The organism is Pseudomonas sp. 2FG (assembly GCF_005502935.1).
Lineage (GTDB): Bacteria > Pseudomonadota > Gammaproteobacteria > Pseudomonadales > Pseudomonadaceae > Aquipseudomonas.
Genome location: NZ_SCMP01000012.1, coordinates 79,708 through 98,617 on the forward strand (window position 1 = coordinate 79,708; position 18,910 = coordinate 98,617).

Genomic DNA, 18,910 nt, shown 5'->3' on the forward strand with positions numbered 1-18,910 from the left:
TGCCCTTAGCCATGCTCCGGCGCGGGGCTTTTTTTGCAGTACTCAAGCTTCTGGTCGATAGGCGCCTCCTGGTGTAACGGCGGCCATCGATGCGCTTTCCACCGCAGGGATTTCTTTCCATGAGCACACAAATCGACTGGATCACCGTCGGCGCCCTGGCCGAGGGCTTCGCCCCGCAGCTTTAAGCTTGCCGAGCCTCGCCTATGGGGCATGGGAGTGGTTGGATGAACGTACGATTCGACTTCGGCGGCCGCACCGTGCTGGTCACTTCCTCGGTCACCGGGCCGCGAGTAGCCTACCCGGGGCTGAGCGACTACGCGGCCGCCAAGCTGGGGTCAACGGCTTCATTCGCGGCGCCGCGCTGGAGTTGGCGCGCCACGCTAACGCGCTGATGCAGCATGGAATGCGGCCGACGGGGTGGCGCAGGGCGGCCGGTCGATAGGCCGCCGGGCAAGCTGGCGAGGGTCGGCCCGAGCAGATGCGCCCGCAGATCGCCACCGTACCTAACAGCAGCGTGTGGTCGCCGGGACCATCGACGACAGCGTTGCCAACGTCCGCGTGCTAGCCATGCGCTGCTGCGAGGCGACCACCAGGCAGCCGCTGTCAGCGTCGAGCTGGCTGGCCTTGGTGCGCGCTTGCAAGCCGCAGTCGAGCGCTGCCGCGTCGGTAGCTTGTGCCAGTGGCTTCGTTTGAACACGCCCTGCTGGCATCCCGGAGGTCCTAAATAGCGCTGCGATGGCTGCCTGTCAGCTCGGGCAGGCGACGTCATAGGAGGCAAGGTTAAAAAGATGACGTTTGTTAATCGTTCTGCCTGAGGTTCGGTGCGTCCACGAGACATTGAACGCCAAGATTTGCTCTTTTGTTTTCAATTTTATAGGAAAAGTCCGGCTTATCACGTTCACTGAGCTGCTGGCTTGTCTTCCTTGGAAGGTTTTAAATATAAAAATAGTTAATTGACATAACTAGTTTGTCGGAATAGCTTTGTCTTACCGCAACACACAACAGACTGAGGGTGGGACATGAGCAGCTACGAAGGCCGTTGGCAAACCGTGAAAGTGGAAATCGAGGGCGGTATCGCCTGGGTCATCCTGAATCGTCCGGAAAAGCGCAACGCGATGAGCCCGACGCTCAATCGCGAGATGGTCGACGTACTTGAGACCCTGGAGCAGGATCCGGACGCCCGGGTGCTGGTATTGACCGGTGCCGGCGAGTCCTGGACCGCAGGCATGGACTTGAAAGAGTATTTCCGCGAAGTCGATGCCGGCCCAGAGATCCTGCAGGAGAAGATCCGCCGCGAGGCTTCGCAGTGGCAGTGGAAACTGCTGCGCATGTACACCAAGCCGACCATCGCCATGGTCAATGGCTGGTGCTTCGGTGGCGGCTTCAGCCCGCTGGTGGCCTGCGACCTGGCCATTTGCGCCGACGAGGCGACCTTCGGCCTGTCGGAAATCAACTGGGGCATCCCGCCGGGCAACCTGGTGAGCAAGGCCATGGCCGATACCGTGGGGCATCGCCAGTCGCTGTATTACATCATGACCGGTAAGACCTTCGGCGGTCAGAAAGCCGCCGAGATGGGCCTGGTCAATGAGAGCGTGCCGCTGGCGCAGCTGCGCGAGGTCACCCTCGAACTGGCCGAGAACCTGCTGGAGAAGAACCCGGTGGTGCTGCGTGCCGCGAAGATCGGCTTCAAGCGTTGCCGCGAGCTGACCTGGGAGCAGAACGAGGATTACCTGTACGCCAAGCTCGACCAGTCGCGTTTGCTCGATACGGAAGGTGGGCGTGAGCAAGGCATGAAGCAGTTCCTCGACGACAAAAGCATCAAGCCCGGCCTGCAGGCGTACAAGCGCTGAAGCCAGAAGGTTGGGGTGGCGACTGTTGTCGCCTACGGCCCCGACTGGACTGACCGCAATTCTAGAACAAGCACAATAACGAGGAATTTCCCATGTTCGACGTGCCCTTGCTGATTGGCGGTCAGTCGCGACCGGCTGCCGATGGTCGAGTTTTCGAGCGGCGCAACCCGCTGACCGGTGAAGTCGTCTCGCGGGTCGCCGCCGCTACCCTGGAGGACGCCGATGCTGCCGTGGCTGCGGCGCAAGCGGCGTTTCCCGCCTGGGCCGCGCTGGCACCCAGCGAACGGCGGGCTCGGTTGTTCAAGGCGGCCGAGTTGCTGGAGGATCGCTCTGCCGAGTTCATGACGGCGGCCGGCGAGACAGGCGCGGCAGCCAACTGGTATGGCTTCAATGTCCATCTGGCCTCCGGCATGCTGCGTGAAGCTGCGGCCATGACCACGCAGATCTACGGTGAAGTGATTCCCTCCGATCTGCCGGGCAGTTTCGCCATGGCCCTGCGCCAGCCCTGCGGCGTGGTGCTCGGGATCGCGCCGTGGAACGCGCCGGTGATTCTCGGTGTGCGTGCGCTGGCCATGCCGCTGGCCTGCGGCAATACCGTGGTGCTCAAGTCCTCCGAACTGAGCCCTGCGACCCATCGGCTGATCGGTCAGGTGTTGCAGGACGCCGGTCTCGGTGACGGGGTGGTCAACGTCATCAGCAATGCCCCGCAAGACGCCCCGGCCATAGTCGAACGGCTGATCGCCAACCCGGCGGTGCGCCGGGTCAACTTCACCGGTTCGACCCACGTCGGGCGCATCGTCGGCGAACTGGCGGCGCGGCACCTGAAGCCAGCAGTGCTGGAGTTGGGTGGCAAGGCGCCGTTGCTGGTACTGGACGACGCCGACCTGGACGCGGCGGTGGAGGCGGCGGCCTTCGGCGCCTACTTCAACCAGGGCCAGATCTGCATGTCCACCGAGCGCCTGATCGTCGATGCCAAGGTGGCCGATGCCTTCGTCGACAAACTGGCGAAGAAGGTGGCCAGCCTGCGTGCCGGCGACCCGAACGACGCCGCTTCGGTGCTCGGCTCCTTGATCGATGTTTCGGCGGGGCAGCGGATCAAGGCGCTGGTGGACGACGCGTTGGCCAAGGGCGCGCGCCTGATGGCGGGCGGCCAAGTGGAGGGCAGTATCATGCAGGCCACCCTGCTCGATGGCGTCGATGAATCGATGCGCCTGTACCGCGAGGAGTCCTTCGGCCCGGTGGCCGTGGTGGTGCGCGGCGAGGGTGACGAGGCGCTGCTGCGCCTGGCCAACGACTCCGAGTTTGGTCTGTCGGCGGCGATCTTCAGTCGCGACGTGTCGCGGGCCTTGCTGCTGGCGCAGCGGGTCGAGTCGGGCATCTGCCACATCAACGGCCCGACCGTGCACGACGAGGCGCAGATGCCCTTCGGCGGGGTCAAGGCCAGCGGCTATGGCAGTTTCGGCAGCAAGGCCTCGATCGAGCACTTCACCCAACTGCGCTGGGTGACCATCCAGAATGGGCCGCGCCACTACCCGATCTGAGAACGTGTTCAGGATCTGCTGCGCGTCGGCCATACGGCGTTGAAATTGGACTCGGACTGCTTATGTACAGCTGGTAAATTCCGCGTCCTCGCCCAATTTCGCCTTGTCTGGCTCTAGCTCACGAGATCCTGGCGCAAAACAGCAGTATAAGAACAATCGGCTCGGGCTCGCCCGCGCACCCTGGGGTGGGCGGCCGGAAGGCCCGGGAGCGCTTTGCGGAGGAGTTTCCGAAGTGAATAGTCAATCTCGCAGCCGAGTCAGTCCGGGCTATCGCCAGGTCTCGATCGGCATGCCGGCGGTGCAACTGCGCCGCGCCGGGCAGGCGCTGTATATGGAGGTGTTGGAGCCTCTGCAGGCCTATCCACAACGTCTGCTCGAACGCCTGGTGCGGTGGGCCGACGAGCGCCCCGCGCAGACCTTCATCGCGCGGCGGGGCAAGGATGGTGAGTGGCAGCGCATCGGTTATGCCGAGATGCTGCAGCGGGTGCGCTGTATCGCCCAGCGCCTGATGGATTTCGACCTGTCAGTTGAGCGTCCGCTGTTGATTCTCTCGGGTAACGATCTGGAGCATATGCAATTGGCCTGCGCCGCCATGTATGCGGGGATCCCCTATTGTCCGGTGTCGCCGGCCTATTCGTTGATCGCGCGGGACTACGACAAACTGCAGCACATCTGCACGTTGTTGCAGCCGGGGCTGGTTTTCGCCGCCGATGGCGAAGCCTTCGGGCGCGCCATCGAGGCCGTGGTGCCCAGTACCACGCCACTGGTGCTGACCCGGGGCGAGCTGGCGGGGCGGGAGACGCTATCCTTCGCCAGTCTGTTGTGTGCGGAGGCCTGCGACGAGGCGGATGCGGCCTTCGCGGCTACCGGCCCGGAGAGCATCGCCAAATTCCTCTTCACCAGCGGCTCGACCAAGCTGCCCAAGGCGGTGATCACCACCCAGCGCATGCTCTGCGCCAACCAGCAGATGCTGCTGCAGACCTTCCCGGTGTTCGCCGAGGCGCCGCCGGTGCTGGTCGATTGGCTGCCGTGGAACCACACCTTCGGTGGCAGCCACAACGTCGGCATCGTCCTGTACAACGGCGGCACTCTGTACCTCGACGACGGCAAGCCAACCCCACAGTATTTCGCCGAGACCCTGCGCAACCTGCGGGAGATTTCGCCGACCGCTTACCTCACCGTGCCCAAGGGTTGGGAAGACCTGGTCGCCGCCTTGGAGGTCGATGGCGAGCTGCGCGAAACCTTCTTCGCGCAGATGAAGCTGTTCTTCTTCGCCGGTGCCGGGCTGTCGCAGGCGGTCTGGGATCGTCTCGATGCGGTCGCCGAGGCGCACTGCGGCGAACGCATCCGCATGATGGCGGGGATCGGCATGACCGAGACCTCGCCGTCCTGCACCTTCACCACCGGACCGCTGTCCATGGCTGGCTACGTCGGCCTGCCGGCACCGGGCTGCGAGGTCAAGCTGGTGCCGGTGGACGGCAAGTTCGAGGGGCGCTTTCGCGGCCCGCATGTGATGCCGGGCTATTGGCGTTCACCCGAGCAGAGCGCTGCGGCCTTCGACGAAGAGGGTTATTACTGCTCCGGCGATGCCTTGAAGCTGGCCGATCCCGAGTGCCCGGAGCTGGGCCTGATGTTCGATGGGCGCATCGCCGAGGACTTCAAGCTCAACACCGGGGTATTCGTCAGCGTCGGCCCACTGCGCGCGCGGGTGATCATGGCGGGTGCGCCCTATATCCAGGATGTGGTGGTGACCGCGCCAAACCGCGAGTGCATCGGTTTGCTGGTGTTCCCGCAATTGGCGGCATGCCGCGAGCTGGCCGGGCTGGGGGGCGATGCTGCACCTGAGCAGGTGCTGGCCTCGGCGAAGGTGCGTGACTGGCTGGGCGAGTTGCTCGAGCGGCTCAACCTGCAGGCCACTGGCAGTGCCTCGCGCTTGGCCTGGGCCTGCCTGATGAGCGAGCCGCCGTCGCTGGACAAGGGCGAGGTCACGGACAAGGGCTCGCTCAATCAGCGGGCGATTCTGACCTGCCGCGCCGAGCGGATCGATGCCTTGTACCGTGGCGACGATCCGCAACGGGTGGTGGGGCACTGAGCATGGTCAGCGGTCTCTATTCGGCATTCGACGATGTACTGATCCTCGAGGCCGTGCGCACGCCCTGGTGCGATTATGGCGGGGCCTTGGGCCTGGTGTCGCCGACCGATCTGGGGATCAAGGTCGGCCGCGAAGTGCTGCGCCGCGCCGCCATCGACCCGACGGCCGTGGATTCGGTATTGGCCGGCTGCATGGCCCAGGCGAGTTTCGACGCCTACATGCTGCCGCGGCATATCGGCCTCTACAGCGGCGTGCCGCAGGTGGTGCCGGCGCTTGCGGTGCAGCGCATCTGCGGCACCGGTTTCGAGTTGTTGCGCCAGGCTGGCGAGCAGATCGCTGCGGGGCGTGTCGAGCTGGCGTTGTGCGTGGGCAGCGAGTCGATGTCGCGCAACCCGATCGCCGCCTACACCCATCGCGGCGGTTTCCGGCTCGGTGCGCCGGTGGAGTTCAAGGATTTCCTCTGGGAAGCGCTGTACGACCCGGCTCCCGACGTCGACATGATCGGCACCGCGGAGAACCTGGCGCGGCGCCATGGCATCGGCCGTGAAGAGGTCGATGCCTATGCCTTGCGCAGCTTCCAGTGCGCGCTCGAGGCGCAGCGGCAAGGCGCGTTCGCGGGGGAGATCGTCGCCCTGTGCGATGAAACCTTCGAGCTGGACGGCTATCGGCCGCGCGGCATTGCCTTACCGCGCGGGTTGACCCAGCTCGAGCAGGACAGCCACCCGCGTCCGACCAGCCTCCAGGCCCTGTCACGCTTGCGGGCCATCCATGCCGGTGGCGTGCAGACCGCCGGCAACAGCTGTGCAGTGGTCGACGGTGCGGCGGCGGCCTTGGTCGCGTCCGCTGGCATGCAGTCCGATCGCCCAGCGTTGGCGCGTCTGCTGGCGGCTTCGGCGGTGGGCGTGGCGCCCGAGCTGATGGGTATCGGTCCGGCGCCGGCGATTCGCTTGCTGCTGGCGCGCAGCGGCCTGAGGTTGGATGACATCGACCGTTTCGAGATCAACGAGGCCCAGGCGGCGCAAGTGCTCGCGGTGCAGCGAGAGCTGCAACTCGAGCCGCACCGTCTGAACCAGCAGGGCGGCTCCATCGCGCTTGGTCATCCGCTGGCCGCCACCGGGCTGCGCTTGACCCTGACCCTGGCCCGGCAACTGCGTGCGGCCAACCAGCGCTATGGCATCGCCGCAGCCTGTATCGGCGGCGGTCAGGGCATGGCGCTGCTGATCGAGAACCCTGCATTCCAACCGGGCTGAGCAGGCTGTGCGCCGTCCGGCTTGCTGCCACTCGCCAGGCGATCCAGCGACGCAGTGTGTTGGGGTGGTAGCCCATGAGGCCGAGGAGGCGGGAGAGGGCGCCAGGCCGATCAGCCTGTGGCTTGATCGTCCCGCCGGTAGATTTTGTGCAGCAACTGGAGCAACTGTTGCCGTTCGCCGTCGCTGAGCGCGGCAGTGGCGTCGCGATCGCTGGCAGCGGCGATTTCCTTGAGCTGCTTGAGCAGGGTTTCCCCCGCCTTGCTGAGGAAGATGCCGTAGGAGCGCTTGTCCGGTTTGCAGCGCACGCGCACGGCGAGGCCGAGCTTTTCCAGCTTGTTCAGCAGGGTCACCACCTGCGGCGGCTCGATGGCGAGGATGCCCGCCAGGTCGGTCTGCATCAGCCCGGGGCTGGCCTCGATGATCAGCAGGGCGGAGAACTGCGCGGGGCGCAGATCGAACGGGTTCAGCTGCTCGACCAGGTTCTGCGCGACTTTCAGCTGGGCGCGACGCAGGGCGTAGCCGATCAACTGGCTCAGCAGGGTGTCGTTCGGCTCTGTGGCCGGGCTGTTTGCTTCTGTGGGGGGGGGATTCTTCTTGGCCATTCGCTGGGACCGGGGGCGCTCGCTAAGGGGTTGCCGAGATGACGGGATAACGATCCGTTCTCGCCGCGGGTTCGGGGCGATCCAGGGTCGACAGGATACTGCTTAATTAGCCTAATCAGTTTCGCATCAATGGCTAGGCTTTGGCCAGTTCATTGGCTCCTGGGTGGTGCCCCTTACTGGGTATTTATCCTGCTGGGAGTCTTGCTCGTTTATCCGAAGAGGCGCTCGTTATGGGCGGATAGAGCCTCCCGTCAGAAACTGAATAATAAGGAAACTACATGGTTTCTTTTGTGTGGATTTTCGGCATACTCAGACCATGAGTCGGTACGGGTGCCTGCTCGTCTAGCACTTAGTGCTACCTAATAACAATTCAATCAACCTAGCAGGAAGTCACGCCATGAGCATTCTCGGTAACAACGGTGCCGCGGTCGCCCCCGAACAACTCGCTGCCGCCCTCGCGCGGATGAAGCAGGCCCACCTGGCGGAGGGGCCGGCCAGCCTGGAACTGCGCCGCGACCGCCTCGACCGGGCGATCGCCCTGTTGTTGGACAACCGCGAGGCGATCGTCGCGGCGGTGTCCGCGGACTTCGGCAACCGCAGCCGCGAGCAGACGCTGTTGTCCGATATCGCCGGTTCGGTGGCGAGCCTGAAGCACTGCCGCGAGCACCTGAGCGAGTGGATGCGGCCCGAGTTGCATCCGGCGCCTTTCCCCGGTTGCGAAGCGCGCGTCGACTATCAGCCGCTGGGCGTGGTCGGCGTGATCAGCCCATGGAACTTCCCGATCGTGCTGGCCTTCGGTCCGCTGGCGAGCATTCTCGCGGCCGGTAACCGGGCCATGCTCAAGCCCTCGGAATTGACCCCGCGCACCTCGGCGCTGATCGCCGAGTTGATCGCCCGGCACTTCGACGAGACCGAATTGACCACGGTGCTGGGCAGCGCCGAGGTCGGCGCGCAGTTCAGTGCGCAGCCGTTCGATCACCTGATCTTCACCGGTGGCACTGCGGTGGCGAAGCACATCATGCGTGCGGCTGCGGACAATCTGGTGCCGGTCACCCTGGAGTTGGGCGGCAAGTCGCCGGTGATCGTTTCGCGCAGCGCCGATCTTGCCACCGCCGTGCAGCGGGTGCTGACGGTGAAGACCTTCAACGCCGGGCAGATCTGCCTGGCGCCGGACTATGTGTTGCTGCCGGAGGAGTCGCTGGCGGACTTCGTCGCCGAAGCCGTGCGCTTCGTCGGCGCGATGTATCCCACGCTACGCAGCAACCCCGATTACACCTCGATCATCAACCCGCGCAACTTCGACCGCCTGCAGGGTTACCTCGCCGATGCCCACGACAAGGGTGCGCGCCTGGTCGAGATCAACCCGGCAGAGGAAGATCTGAGCGACCGCGAGATCCGCAAGATCGCCCCGACCCTGGTGCTCGATGCCAGCGCCGAGATGCAGGTGCTGCGCGAGGAGATCTTCGGGCCGCTGTTACCGATCAAGACTTACCGCGACTTCAGCGCGGCGATCGACTACGTCAATAGCCAGCCGCGGCCCCTGGCGGCTTATTACTTCGGCGAGGACGCCGGCGAGCGGCAGCAGGTGCTGGAGCGCACGACCTCGGGCGCGGTGGTGGTGAATGACACCATGACCCATGTGTTGTTCGAGGAGCTGCCGTTTGGCGGCGTCGGCCACTCCGGCATGGGCGCCTACCATGGCATCTATGGCTTCCGCACCTTCAGCCACGCCAAGGCGGTGGTGGTGCAGAGCCCGATCGGCGAGTCCAACCTGGCGATGCGCGCGCCTTACGGCGAGATGATCCACGGTCTGCTGGAACATCTGCTGACTGCCTGCTAATTCTTTCTGGAGCCTGACACATGAACCTGTGGCAAAAACTGACGGCCAAGCTGCTGCGCGCCTTCGCCAAGCGCATGAAGGCGAAGTTCACCTACGATGCTGCGCAGTTTCCGTTGCGCGCCGTCGCCGAGGAAAGCATCCCGACCCCTTGGGGGGCTGCGCGGGCGCTGCTGTACTGGCCCAATCTGCAGACCCCGGTGAAGCTGCCGGTGTATCTGAACCTGCATGGCGGCGGCTTCGTCGCCGGGGTGCCTGAGCACGACGACAGCTATTGCCGCCGGCTGGCCCACAACCTGGGTTGCCTGGTGGTCAACCTGGATTATGCGTTGGCGCCGGAGCAGCCGTTTCCCGCCGGCCTGCGGCAATCCTTCGCGGTGCTCGAATGGCTGGCCGACCAAGCCACGGCGCTGGGCATCGACCCACAGCGGATCGCCGTCGGCGGGCACAGCGCCGGCGGCAACCTGGCCACCGCGGTGGCCAGTCTGGCGCGTGGGCATCAGCGGCTGCGGGTGGTGCATCAACTGATCGACTATGCCGCGCTGGACTTGGCCCAGGATCCCGGCGCGAAGTCATCGACCATCGACAAACCATTGCTCGGTGCAGGCCTGGGGCGCTTCTTCAACCGCTGCTACCTGAGCGATCCGGCCCAGGCCCGCGATCCGCTGGCCTCGCCGTTGCTGGCGACGGTCGACGAGTTGCGCGGCATGCCGGCGGCCACCCTGATCACCGCCGAGTACGATGTCCTGCGCGCTGAAGGCGAAGCCTACGCCAGCAAGCTGCGCCAGGCCGGAGTGCCGGTGAGCGAGCGGATGTTCGCCGGCTGCGACCATATGTTCACCCACCTGGGGCCGGACGACTCGGCAGAGGAGGCCTGGCAGTTGATGGAGGATTCCCTGCGCGAAGCCTTTCAGGTCGCAGGGGAGGCAGATGACGGCGCTCGGGCTCAACGAGGTTAGGGTAGGCGTTCTTGCGCAAGCCTCTGTAAGCTAGGCGCCCCCTAGGACGACAGCGCTATGCCAATCAGCAGGTTCCAGCATGCTTGAAGCTACCCCGCAGCCGCCCAAACGCGGCCGTCCGCCCGTGCGCAGTCGGCAGGAGCAAATGAGCCTGCTGCTGGATGCCGCGGCGGCCGAACTCGGCAGCGGTAATTTCGCCAACTTCACCATGGACGCCATCGCGCGCTCCGCCGGCATCTCGAAGAAGACCCTGTACCTGCTGGTGGCGAGCAAGGAGGAGCTGGTCTCGCAACTGGTGGCCCGCGACCTGTCTACCCTCGAACTGTTGCTGGAAAGCGGCATCGACTGCGCCGAGGACCTGCTCAGCGAGTTGCGCATGTACCTGACGCTGTGGGCGCGCCTGACCCTTTCGCCGTTGGCCCTGGGCATCTACCTGATGGCCGCGCAGGGCCGCGAGAGCGCGCCGGGCATCGCCCGGATCTGGTACCGGGAGGGCGCCGAGCGCTGCCTCAACCTGCTGCGCAGCTGGCTGAGCAAGGCTGCGGCCAAGGGGCTGCTGGCGCATGAGGATGTCGAGCCGGCGGTCGAGCTGATCGATGCGCTGCTGATCTCGCAGCCGCTCAAGCTGTTCACCCTGGGGGTGCAGCAGAGCTGGTCCGACGAGCAGATCGGCCAGCGGGTCGAGGTGGCCCTGGGCCTGTTCGGCAGGTGTTTCATCCGTCGCGTGCCCGCGTCTTGATCGCGCCCTGGCTACGTTATGATGGCCCCATCAGTCCGATGGGGGAGCGCTATGAGTAAGCCGGGTCAGCGCGTCTTGATCGCGCTGCGCAAGATGATCGCCTCCGGGGAGCTGGCGGCGGGCGAGCGGATCGCCGAGATTCCCACCGCGGAGCTGCTCCAGGTGTCGCGTACGCCGGTGCGTATCGCCTTTCGCACGCTGGAGCAGGAAGGCCTGCTGGCCAAGTGCGCCGGTCGTGGCTACACGGTGCGCGCGGTCAGCCCGGTGGAGATCGCCGGCGCGGTCGAGGTGCGCGGGGTGCTCGAGGGCCTGGCCGCGCGCCAGGCGGCGGAGCGGGGAGTCGACTCCGAGGCGCGTCAGGCCCTGCTCGAATGCCTGGAGCAGGGCGATCGGCTGTTCGACAAGGGCTATGTGCGGGAGGAGGACCTGGAGGCCTACCACGACCTGAACATGCGCTTTCATCAGTTAATCATCGAAGCCAGCGGCAACCCGGCCATCGCCGAGGCCCTGGCGCGCAACGACCACCTGCCGTTCGCCTCGGTCAGCTCGCTGGCGGTCGACCTCAACGACATGGTCCGCGAATACCGGCGCTTCAATTTCGCCCACATGCAGCACCATGCGGTGTTCGACGCCCTGGTCAACGGCCAGGGCGCGCGCGCTGAGGCGATCATGCGCGAGCACGCCAATGCGACCCTGCGCTACGCGGAGATCTTCGGTCCGGCCGAGGTCGCCAGCGAAGGGCTCAAGGTGATTCACAAGGGGGCGGCAGAGGAGCGGTCGTAGGCGCGGGGGCGACGCCTAGTCCCATGCCCGCGAAACGGGCAAGGCAAGAGCATCGCGGGCATGGCCCGCTCCTGCAGGTTCTGCGTTCTTGTGCAGCGGCCAACTCAGGCAGGGCTTGCCTGCCCCCCCCTAAAGATCCAGCACCAGCAGCGCACTTTTCGCCCGCGAACAGCAGGGTGTGAACTGGTCGTTGCGCGCCTGTTCGGCCTCACTCAGGTACAGGTCGCGGTGCTCCGGCTCGCCGGCCAGCACCCCGGTCAGGCAAGTGCCGCAGATGCCTTGTTCGCAGGACAGCGGGATCTGGATGCCGCAGGCTTCCAGCGCCTGAGCCACGCTCCGGTCGGCGGGGATCTGGATGATCTGGCCGCTGCTGTTGAGCTGCACGGCGAAGCTGCCGTCGTCCTCGCGAGCGGTTGGCGCGGCGGCGAAATACTCGCGGTGCGCACGCTGGTCGGCCCAGCCCTGGGCCTTGGCCGTGTCCAGTACATGCGCCATGAAGCCGCCCGGCCCGCAGACATACAGGTGCGTGCCGGCGTCGGGATCGGCCAGCAGGGCGGCGGCATCCAGCCGTTGCGCGGCGGGACCGTCGTCGCAGTGCAGCTGCACCCGTGTGGCGAAAGGCGCGGCCTGCAGCCGTTCGACGAAGGCCGCGCGCTCGCTGGAACGGGCGCAATAGTGCAGCTCGAAATCGGCGCCGAGCTGGCTCAGGCGTTCGGCCATGCACAGGATCGGCGTGATGCCGATGCCGCCGGCGAACAGCAGGCTGCGTCGGGCGTCTTCGGCCAGGGGGAACAGGTTGCGTGGTGCGCTTATCTGTAGGCGCTGGCCCACCGTCACCTGTTCGTGCAGGGCTCGGGAGCCGCCGCGCGAGGCGGGATCCTTGAGCACGCCGATCAGGTAGTGCTGGCGCTCCTGGGGGTGGTTGCACAGCGAGTACTGGCGGATCAGGCCGCCGGGCAGGTGCAGGTCAATATGGGCACCGGCGTCGAACGCCGGCAGCGGCGCGCCGTCGGCGCGGGCCAGCTCGAAGCTGCAGATGTCGGTGGCTTCGTTGTGGCGTGCGAGGACTATGACTTCGATCACGGGACGCTCCTTGCTGAGCGGGCAATGGGGGAGGGCGGGCGCGCGGCCCGCACTGGCGTTCAGGTGCTGGCGATCAGCTCGGGCGTCGCGGCGGGCGCGCGTTCCCGGGCGATCAGCCGTTCGAGGATGCGCCGTGACTGCACGCCGCCGGCATCGATATTCAGCTTCAGTAACTGGCGTTGCGGATGGGCCAGCAGGTTGGCCTGCTGCTGTTCGAGCATCTGCAGGTCCTCGCTGAAAATCTTGCCCTGGCCTTCGCGGATGGTTGCGGTGAGCTCCTGGTCCTCAGGCTTGAAGCTGCGCGCCATGCCCCAGAAATACCAGATCGAGGTCTCGGTCTCGGGGGTGATGAAATCGACCACGATGCTCGCGGCCTTGTCGGCCGGGGCGGAGTGGTAATCGCCCTTGCCGGCGTGGGCCACGCCCACCTCGATCAGCACATGGCTAGGCGGGCTGAAACGGCAGATCTGCCAGCGGTCCACCGGCACGTCGTCGGCCAGGTTGTTGCCGCGCAGAGCCATGCGCCAGAACGGCGGGGCCATGATGTTTTCCATATGGCGGCTGGTGACCACGCTGTCGCCCTCGACGGTGGTCACCGGTGCGACCTCGTCGATCTCCTTCTGGCCGATGCTGGAGGCATGCACATAGGTCTCGTGGGTCAGGTCCATCAGGTTGTCGATCATCAGGCGGTAGTCGCACTCGATGTGGAACAGCCCGCCGCCGTAGGCCCAGTCCGGGCTGTCGGCCCATTCGAGGTGATGGATCAGCGCCGGGTCGGCCTGCTGCGCATCGCCCGGCCAGACCCAGATGAAGCCGTAACGCTCCTCCACCGGATAGCTGCGGATGCAGGGAAAGCCGCGCACGCGCTGCCCCGGCATATCGGCGGTCTTGCCGTCGGCACCCATCACCAGGCCGTGATAGCCACAGACCAGTTGGCCGTCCTGGACAAAACCCAGGGACAGCGGAGCACCCCGGTGCGGGCAGAAATCCTCCACCGCCGCGACCTTGCCTTGCGGGCCGCGATAAAAGGCGATTCTCTCCCCGCAGATCTGCCGGCCGAGCGGTTTCTCGGCGATCTCATCCGGCGTGCAGGCTACATACCAAGCATTTTTCGGAAACATGAGGCTCTCCTGATAGGCCTTTGTTTGTTTTTATTGGATCCAATAATTCCTGTGAGCTGGCTTGGTGTCAATTTAAAAAATCCGCGAAAGCGATTTTTATGCCGCTGTCAGGGCGGCGATTTACTGGTGTTTAAGGTTGTTAGTGCCAGATTTAGAGGGTTTTTCCGCTGTAAAGCGGCCCCTGCGCAGTGCTAAGGGGTGGGTTGGCGGTGGCGGGATGTGTTGTTCTGATAATGCGGCTTTTTGTTTAATGGATCCAAATTTGTTAAACGGGTGACGCGCAGAGCCCATTGCGAGCAAGGCCCGCGCCTTTCGTCTTACTCGTTCGATGGGCGTCGCGACAGTCGATAGGACAGCTGTGCACGGGTCAGCCCCAGGCGACGGGCCGCCTCGGAGACATTGCCCTTCACCTCGGCCAGGCTGTGGTCGATCATCGCGTCCTCGATCTCCTGCAGCGACAGCCGACTCGGGTCCTTGCCGCCGAACAGGGTGTGGATCGCTTCGCTCGGCGCGGTTGGCGCCTCGGTCGTCGCGCCGGCGGGCGGCTGGTCGTCCGATGTCGTGGCCAGCACGCCGCGGGTGCCGATGGAGAACATCGGCTGGGCCAGGCGCTCGCCGCTGGTGAACAGGTGCGCCAGGTCGATGGCGCCGCCATCCGGTGCGCTGATCACCCCGCGTTCCACCAGATTCTGCAGCTCGCGGATATTGCCCGGGAAGTCGTAGCCCAGCAGGGTGTCCGCGGTGCGCGGGGTGAAGCCGCTGAGCTGTCTGCCGTGGCGTTGGGTGAAGCGGTGGAGGAAGTGGGTCATCAACAGCGGGATGTCCTCCTTGCGTTCGCGTAGCGGTGGCAGGTGGATCGGGAAGACGTTCAGGCGGAAGAACAGGTCCTCGCGGAACTCCCCGCGCCGCGCGGCTTCGCGCAGGTCGACGTTGGTCGCGGCGACCACTCGCACATCGACCTTCAGTGTCCGGCTGCCGCCGACCCGCTCGATCTCGCCCTCCTGCAGGGCGCGCAGCAGCTTGCCCTGGGCGACCAGGCTGAGGGTGGCGATCTCGTCGAGGAACAGGGTGCCGCCATCGGCGCGCTCGAAGCGTCCGGCGCGCGATTGGGTGGCGCCGGTGAAGGCGCCGCGTTCGACGCCGAACAGTTCGGACTCCATCAGTGTTTCCGGGATGGCGGCGCAGTTGATGGCGACGAAGGGGGCGTCGTGTCGCGGGCTAATGCGGTGCAGCATGCGTGCGAACATTTCCTTGCCCACCCCGGATTCGCCGGTGAACAGCACGGTCGCCTGGGTCGGCGCGACCCGCCGCAACATGTGGCAGGCGGCATTGAAGGATGACGATATGCCGACCATGTCGCTGTCTTGCGACGGCGCCGGATCGGGTTGCGGCGTGCTCGGCAGGGCGCCTTTGTCGCCGCTGTTGCGGGCTGTCGTGCTGCGGGGGCTGCTGCCGACGAAGGGTTCGGCGTTGAGGTCGGCCAGGTCCTCTTCCGCATCGTCCCATTCTTCCGCGGGTTTGCCGATCAGTCGGCAGATATTGGCGCCCATCGAGCGGCATTCGACCTCGCGATAGAGGATCAGCCGGCCGACCATCGCCGAGGTGTAGCCGGTCGCATAGCCGGTCTGCATCCAGCAGGCCGCCTCGGTGCCGATGCCGTATTGGGCGATGTGCTCGTCATCCTCGCTGGAGTGGTGCCAGAGGAATTCGCCGTAGTAGGTGCCCAGGTTCATGTCGAATTCGAAGTGCACCGGTTCGACCTTCACCGCGCCTTCGAGGGCATGGATGATCGGGCCGGCGGCGAACAGCGCCAGGGTGTCGGCCTCGGGGAAGCGTTCCTTGACCAGCGCGGCGTCCCGCGCGCCGCAGTGATAGCCGGTGCGCAGCATGATGCCGCGGGCGCGCGCCAGGCCCATGCTCTCGATCAGTTCGCGGCGCAGTGCGCCAAGGCCACTGCTGTGCATCAGCAGCATGCGCGCGCCGTTCAGCCAGATGCGCCCGTCGCCGGGGCTGAACAGCAGGCATTCGGTCAGATCCTGCAGGGTCGGGGCGGCACCGGGCGGCAATTGCTCGCTGGCGCCGCGGGCGAGGGTTTTCTGCGTGGTGCGGGAGAGCTCGGCCAGGGAGATCAGTTTGTTCGCCATCGGGAAAACCCTTAATCGGATTAATCATATTCCGCATAGTGCAGGATGAAATTGCTGAAATCATCACTTTTATCGAGCCGTTCGTCTCTTCCGTCCGAGGCGCTGCGCTTCCTTTCTCCGCGCTAACCCGCATGTTTGCTGGCTTTCGCTGTTGTTGGCTGGGTATGGCATATCGCTTGCTATAACTAGTTACCGACTTTAACTAATTCGGCAATAACAACATGGCTTGACTGCCCCACAGCGCTCGCGCCGGACAGCACAAGCAAGACTGAATCAGGAAACCTGCATGAACCTGACTAACAAGACGATCGTCGTGACCGGGGTCTCCTCGGGCATCGGCGCCGAAACTGCCCGAATCCTCCGCGTTCACGGCGCCACTGTGATCGGCGTGGACCGCAACGAGCCGAGCCTGACCCTGGATGCCTTCGTCCAGGCCGACCTGAGCCATCCGGATGCCATCGATGCCGCCGTGCAGCAACTGCCGGAGCAGTTCGACGGCCTGTGCAATATCGCCGGGGTGCCCGGCACGGCCGATCCGCAACTGGTGGCGCGGGTCAACTACCTGGGCCTGCGTCATCTGAGCGCGGCGCTGCTGCCGCGCATCCGCGCCGGCGGCGCCATCGTCAACGTCTCCTCGGTACTCGGCGCCGAATGGCCGCAGCGCCTGGCCCTGCATCGCGCCCTGGGCGCGGTCGAGGGTTTCGCCGAGGGCGAGGCCTGGTTGCAGGCGCATCCGGTGGCGGCAGAGACCTGCTACCAGTACTTCAAGGAGGCGCTGATCGTCTGGACCCAGATGCAGGCGCAGCCCTGGTTTCTGCAGACCTCGGTGCGGATGAACTGCGTGGCGCCCGGGCCGGTGTTCACCCCCATCCTCAACGAATTCGTGGCCATGCTCGGCGCGGAGCGGGCGCAGGCCGATGCCCATCGCATGAAGCGTCCGGCCTATGCCGACGAGATCGCCCCGGTGATCGCCTTCCTCTGCGCCGACGAGTCGCGCTGGATCAACGGCGTGAACATTCCGGTGGATGGCGGCCTGGCCTCCACCTATCTCTGACCCGAGCTCCTTAGCCCGTTCGCAACAAGCGTCTGAAGTGTGCCGGAGCTGGTCTGGATTTTATCAAGCAGGCGAACTTTGGGAGACCGAATCAAGCGTTTAAAGAGCTGAGTAAGTCCGTTTCGAATGATCTGAGTTGAACACATCAAGTCTCGGCGGCCGCTTGGCTTGCCGGCATATTTGATAATAAAAACAATGAGGAAGAATATGAAAAACAGTAGAGGTGTTGCCACCTTCAAACGCGCCGTGCTAGCCGCCGCTATTTATGCGGCGCTGCCCCAGTCGAGCGCGAGTGCCATGCAGTTCGACCTGGGCGATTCGGAGTGGAAGGTGCGCTGGGACAATACGCTGAAGTACAGCCTGGCCTATCGCTTGAATGAACAGGATAGCGAGATCACCGACTCGCCGACCGCCGGCGGGCTGTATCCGAATATTCAGAGCCAGGGCGACAACAACTTCGATCGCGGCCTGGTATCCAATCGTCTGGATGTGTTCTCCGAGTTCGATCTCAGCACGCAAAACTATGGCCTGCGCCTCAGTGGCGCCGGCTGGTATGACGATGTTTACAACAAGAACACCGACAGCAGCCTGCAGGAAGACTTCCTCGACGAGACCCGCGAGTTGCACGGGCGCGATGCCGAGGTGCTGGATGCCTTCGTGTTCCTGCGCGGCAACGTCGGCGAGTCGAGCCAAGGCACTCTGCGCCTGGGCCAGCACAGCCTGATCTATGGGGAAAGCCTGTTCTTCGGCGGCAACGGTATCGCCAACGCGCAGGGGCCGATCGACGTGGTCAAGCTGCTCAGCGTGCCGGGCACCCAGTTCAAGGAAATCCTGCGCCCGGTGAATCAGCTTTCCGGCCAGTTGCAGATCAATCCGCAACTGTCGGTCGGGGCCTATTACCAGTTCGAGTGGGACCGCTCGAATGTGCCGGGGGCCGGCAGCTACCTGAGCGACGTCGACGCCATCGGCCACGGTTCGGGCGATCTGCAGCAGGTGTTCGGCAATGCCACCGTTAACGGTGGGGATATGAGCGCCAAGGACTCCGGGCAGGGTGGCATGCAACTGCGCTACAAGCCGGAAGACACCGAGCTGGAACTCGGCTTCTATGCCGCCAAGTACCACGACAAGGCGCCCAGTGCCCTCTATGCCTACCTGGACGGCGCAGCTTTTGCCGCTACCGGGCTGCCGATCCTGAGTTCCTACCGGCAGGTCTACGCGGAAGACATCAAGACCGTCGGCGCCAGTTTCTCCACCGCCTATGGCCCGTTCAACTTCGCCGGTGAGGCCTCCTATCGCTGGGATGCGCCGCTGGTCAGCAACCTGCAGGTGGTCTTGCCCGGCGTCGACGCGGACAACAGCGACGAGGCGCTCTATGCCAAGGGCAAGACCGCCCATATCAACCTGTCGACCATCTACCTGCTCTCGCCTAATGAACTCTGGGATGGTGGCTCGGTCGTCGCCGAACTGGCCTGGAACCGCACCCTGAGCATCACCGATAACCGCACGGCGCTCGATCCCAATACCACCCGCGATGCCACGGCCTTCCGCGTCTTGATGGAGCCGGCCTACTTCCAGGTGGCCGACGGCCTCGATCTGAGCGTGCCAGTGGGTCTGGGCGTGGTGCTCGACGGACGTTCCTCGGCGGTGAGCAAGGCCGGTTTCGGCAACTCCCATGCCGGCGATTGGAGTGTCGGGGTCAAGGCGACTTATTTGCAGACCTGGGACTTCGGCGTCAACTACGTGAACTTCTTCGGCAAGAAGGGCGCGGGGCTGCGCGAGGACGGCGACTTCAGTTACGCGCAGTCGCTGGCCGACCGCGACTTCGTCTCCGTCTACGTTAAAACCACATTCTAAT

General features: G+C 65.0%; 14 protein-coding genes and 1 pseudogene. 11 read left to right on the plus strand and 4 right to left on the minus strand.

Translation table 11 applies throughout. The features are described 5' to 3' along the window. Window positions 1-245: 245 nt before the first annotated feature. The 5 genes and pseudogenes from FFS13_RS13715 to FFS13_RS13735 all read left to right on the plus strand — a co-directional run. Window positions 246-412 (plus strand): annotated as a pseudogene (locus FFS13_RS13715) (SDR family NAD(P)-dependent oxidoreductase); the annotation flags it as partial. Between the two features lie 607 nt (window positions 413-1,019). Further along, the gene (locus FFS13_RS13720) at window positions 1,020-1,850 is read left to right on the plus strand and encodes a p-hydroxycinnamoyl CoA hydratase/lyase (RefSeq protein ID WP_137819640.1); all 831 of its coding nucleotides are present in this window, start codon (window positions 1,020-1,022) and stop codon (window positions 1,848-1,850) included. A gap of 92 nt (window positions 1,851-1,942) precedes the next feature. Further along, the gene (locus tag FFS13_RS13725; protein ID WP_137819641.1) at window positions 1,943-3,391 is read left to right on the plus strand and encodes an aldehyde dehydrogenase; all 1,449 of its coding nucleotides are present in this window, start codon (window positions 1,943-1,945) and stop codon (window positions 3,389-3,391) included. 232 nt (window positions 3,392-3,623) lie between these two features. Beyond that, on the plus strand, window positions 3,624-5,483 hold the full coding sequence (locus FFS13_RS13730; RefSeq protein WP_371922961.1) for a feruloyl-CoA synthase: 1,860 nt from the start codon (window positions 3,624-3,626) through the stop codon (window positions 5,481-5,483). A gap of 2 nt (window positions 5,484-5,485) precedes the next feature. Further along, complete coding sequence (locus FFS13_RS13735) at window positions 5,486-6,733, plus strand: thiolase family protein (RefSeq protein ID WP_137819642.1); 1,248 nt, start codon at window positions 5,486-5,488, stop codon at window positions 6,731-6,733. A gap of 110 nt (window positions 6,734-6,843) precedes the next feature. Here the strand turns inward: FFS13_RS13735 and FFS13_RS13740 are convergent, their stop codons facing one another. After that, entirely contained in the window at window positions 6,844-7,335 is a 492-nt protein-coding gene (locus tag FFS13_RS13740) for a MarR family winged helix-turn-helix transcriptional regulator (RefSeq protein ID WP_137819643.1), read from the minus strand. Window positions 7,336-7,732: 397 nt separating this feature from the next. Here FFS13_RS13740 and FFS13_RS13745 point away from each other — a divergent pair, with 397 nt between their 5' ends. From FFS13_RS13745 to FFS13_RS13760, 4 genes are all read left to right on the plus strand, one after another. Continuing rightward, window positions 7,733-9,175, plus strand: coding sequence for a coniferyl aldehyde dehydrogenase (locus FFS13_RS13745; protein WP_137819644.1), 1,443 nt, complete (start codon window positions 7,733-7,735; stop codon window positions 9,173-9,175). A 20-nt stretch (window positions 9,176-9,195) separates the two neighbouring features. Next, window positions 9,196-10,131, plus strand: coding sequence for an alpha/beta hydrolase (locus tag FFS13_RS13750; protein ID WP_137819645.1), 936 nt, complete (start codon window positions 9,196-9,198; stop codon window positions 10,129-10,131). 79 nt (window positions 10,132-10,210) lie between these two features. Next, on the plus strand, window positions 10,211-10,870 hold the full coding sequence (locus tag FFS13_RS13755) for a TetR/AcrR family transcriptional regulator (protein ID WP_137819646.1): 660 nt from the start codon (window positions 10,211-10,213) through the stop codon (window positions 10,868-10,870). 51 nt (window positions 10,871-10,921) lie between these two features. Beyond that, on the plus strand, window positions 10,922-11,653 hold the full coding sequence (locus FFS13_RS13760) for a GntR family transcriptional regulator (protein ID WP_137819647.1): 732 nt from the start codon (window positions 10,922-10,924) through the stop codon (window positions 11,651-11,653). 129 nt (window positions 11,654-11,782) lie between these two features. Here FFS13_RS13760 and FFS13_RS13765 read toward each other — a convergent pair whose 3' ends face one another. The 3 genes from FFS13_RS13765 to FFS13_RS13775 all read right to left on the minus strand — a co-directional run bounded on the left by FFS13_RS13765 (window position 11,783) and on the right by FFS13_RS13775 (window position 16,001). After that, window positions 11,783-12,736, minus strand: coding sequence for a PDR/VanB family oxidoreductase (locus FFS13_RS13765; RefSeq protein WP_137819648.1), 954 nt, complete (start codon window positions 12,734-12,736; stop codon window positions 11,783-11,785). Window positions 12,737-12,795: 59 nt separating this feature from the next. Continuing rightward, the gene (locus tag FFS13_RS13770; protein ID WP_137819649.1) at window positions 12,796-13,857 is read right to left on the minus strand and encodes an aromatic ring-hydroxylating dioxygenase subunit alpha; all 1,062 of its coding nucleotides are present in this window, start codon (window positions 13,855-13,857) and stop codon (window positions 12,796-12,798) included. A 317-nt stretch (window positions 13,858-14,174) separates the two neighbouring features. After that, entirely contained in the window at window positions 14,175-16,001 is a 1,827-nt protein-coding gene (locus tag FFS13_RS13775) for a sigma-54-dependent Fis family transcriptional regulator (protein WP_137819650.1), read from the minus strand. A gap of 286 nt (window positions 16,002-16,287) precedes the next feature. On the opposite strand from FFS13_RS13775, the gene FFS13_RS13780 reads away from it, so the two are divergent. Together FFS13_RS13780 and FFS13_RS13785 are read left to right on the plus strand one after the other, a co-directional pair. After that, window positions 16,288-17,055 carry a coniferyl-alcohol dehydrogenase gene (locus FFS13_RS13780; RefSeq protein ID WP_137819651.1) on the plus strand — a complete coding sequence of 256 codons (768 nt, stop codon included), beginning with the start codon at window positions 16,288-16,290 and terminating at the stop codon, window positions 17,053-17,055. Window positions 17,056-17,262: 207 nt separating this feature from the next. Next, window positions 17,263-18,909, plus strand: coding sequence for a DUF1302 domain-containing protein (locus tag FFS13_RS13785; RefSeq protein ID WP_137819652.1), 1,647 nt, complete (start codon window positions 17,263-17,265; stop codon window positions 18,907-18,909). Window position 18,910 lies beyond the last annotated feature (1 nt).

What these genes read in the sequence shown, in the direction of transcription:
- FFS13_RS13720 (WP_137819640.1), top strand. Translation starts at nt 1,020, where the DNA reads ATGAGCAGCTACGAAGGCCGTTGGCAAACCGTGAAAGTGGAAATCGAG.
- FFS13_RS13725 (WP_137819641.1), top strand. Translation starts at nt 1,943, where the DNA reads ATGTTCGACGTGCCCTTGCTGATTGGCGGTCAGTCGCGACCGGCTGCC.
- FFS13_RS13735 (WP_137819642.1), top strand. Translation starts at nt 5,486, where the DNA reads ATGGTCAGCGGTCTCTATTCGGCATTCGACGATGTACTGATCCTCGAG.
- FFS13_RS13740 (WP_137819643.1), bottom strand. Translation starts at nt 7,335, where the DNA reads ATGGCCAAGAAGAATCCCCCCCCCACAGAAGCAAACAGCCCGGCCACA.
- FFS13_RS13745 (WP_137819644.1), top strand. Translation starts at nt 7,733, where the DNA reads ATGAGCATTCTCGGTAACAACGGTGCCGCGGTCGCCCCCGAACAACTC.
- FFS13_RS13750 (WP_137819645.1), top strand. Translation starts at nt 9,196, where the DNA reads ATGAACCTGTGGCAAAAACTGACGGCCAAGCTGCTGCGCGCCTTCGCC.
- FFS13_RS13755 (WP_137819646.1), top strand. Translation starts at nt 10,211, where the DNA reads ATGCTTGAAGCTACCCCGCAGCCGCCCAAACGCGGCCGTCCGCCCGTG.
- FFS13_RS13760 (WP_137819647.1), top strand. Translation starts at nt 10,922, where the DNA reads ATGAGTAAGCCGGGTCAGCGCGTCTTGATCGCGCTGCGCAAGATGATC.
- FFS13_RS13770 (WP_137819649.1), bottom strand. Translation starts at nt 13,857, where the DNA reads ATGTTTCCGAAAAATGCTTGGTATGTAGCCTGCACGCCGGATGAGATC.
- FFS13_RS13775 (WP_137819650.1), bottom strand. Translation starts at nt 16,001, where the DNA reads ATGGCGAACAAACTGATCTCCCTGGCCGAGCTCTCCCGCACCACGCAG.
- FFS13_RS13780 (WP_137819651.1), top strand. Translation starts at nt 16,288, where the DNA reads ATGAACCTGACTAACAAGACGATCGTCGTGACCGGGGTCTCCTCGGGC.
- FFS13_RS13785 (WP_137819652.1), top strand. Translation starts at nt 17,263, where the DNA reads ATGAAAAACAGTAGAGGTGTTGCCACCTTCAAACGCGCCGTGCTAGCC.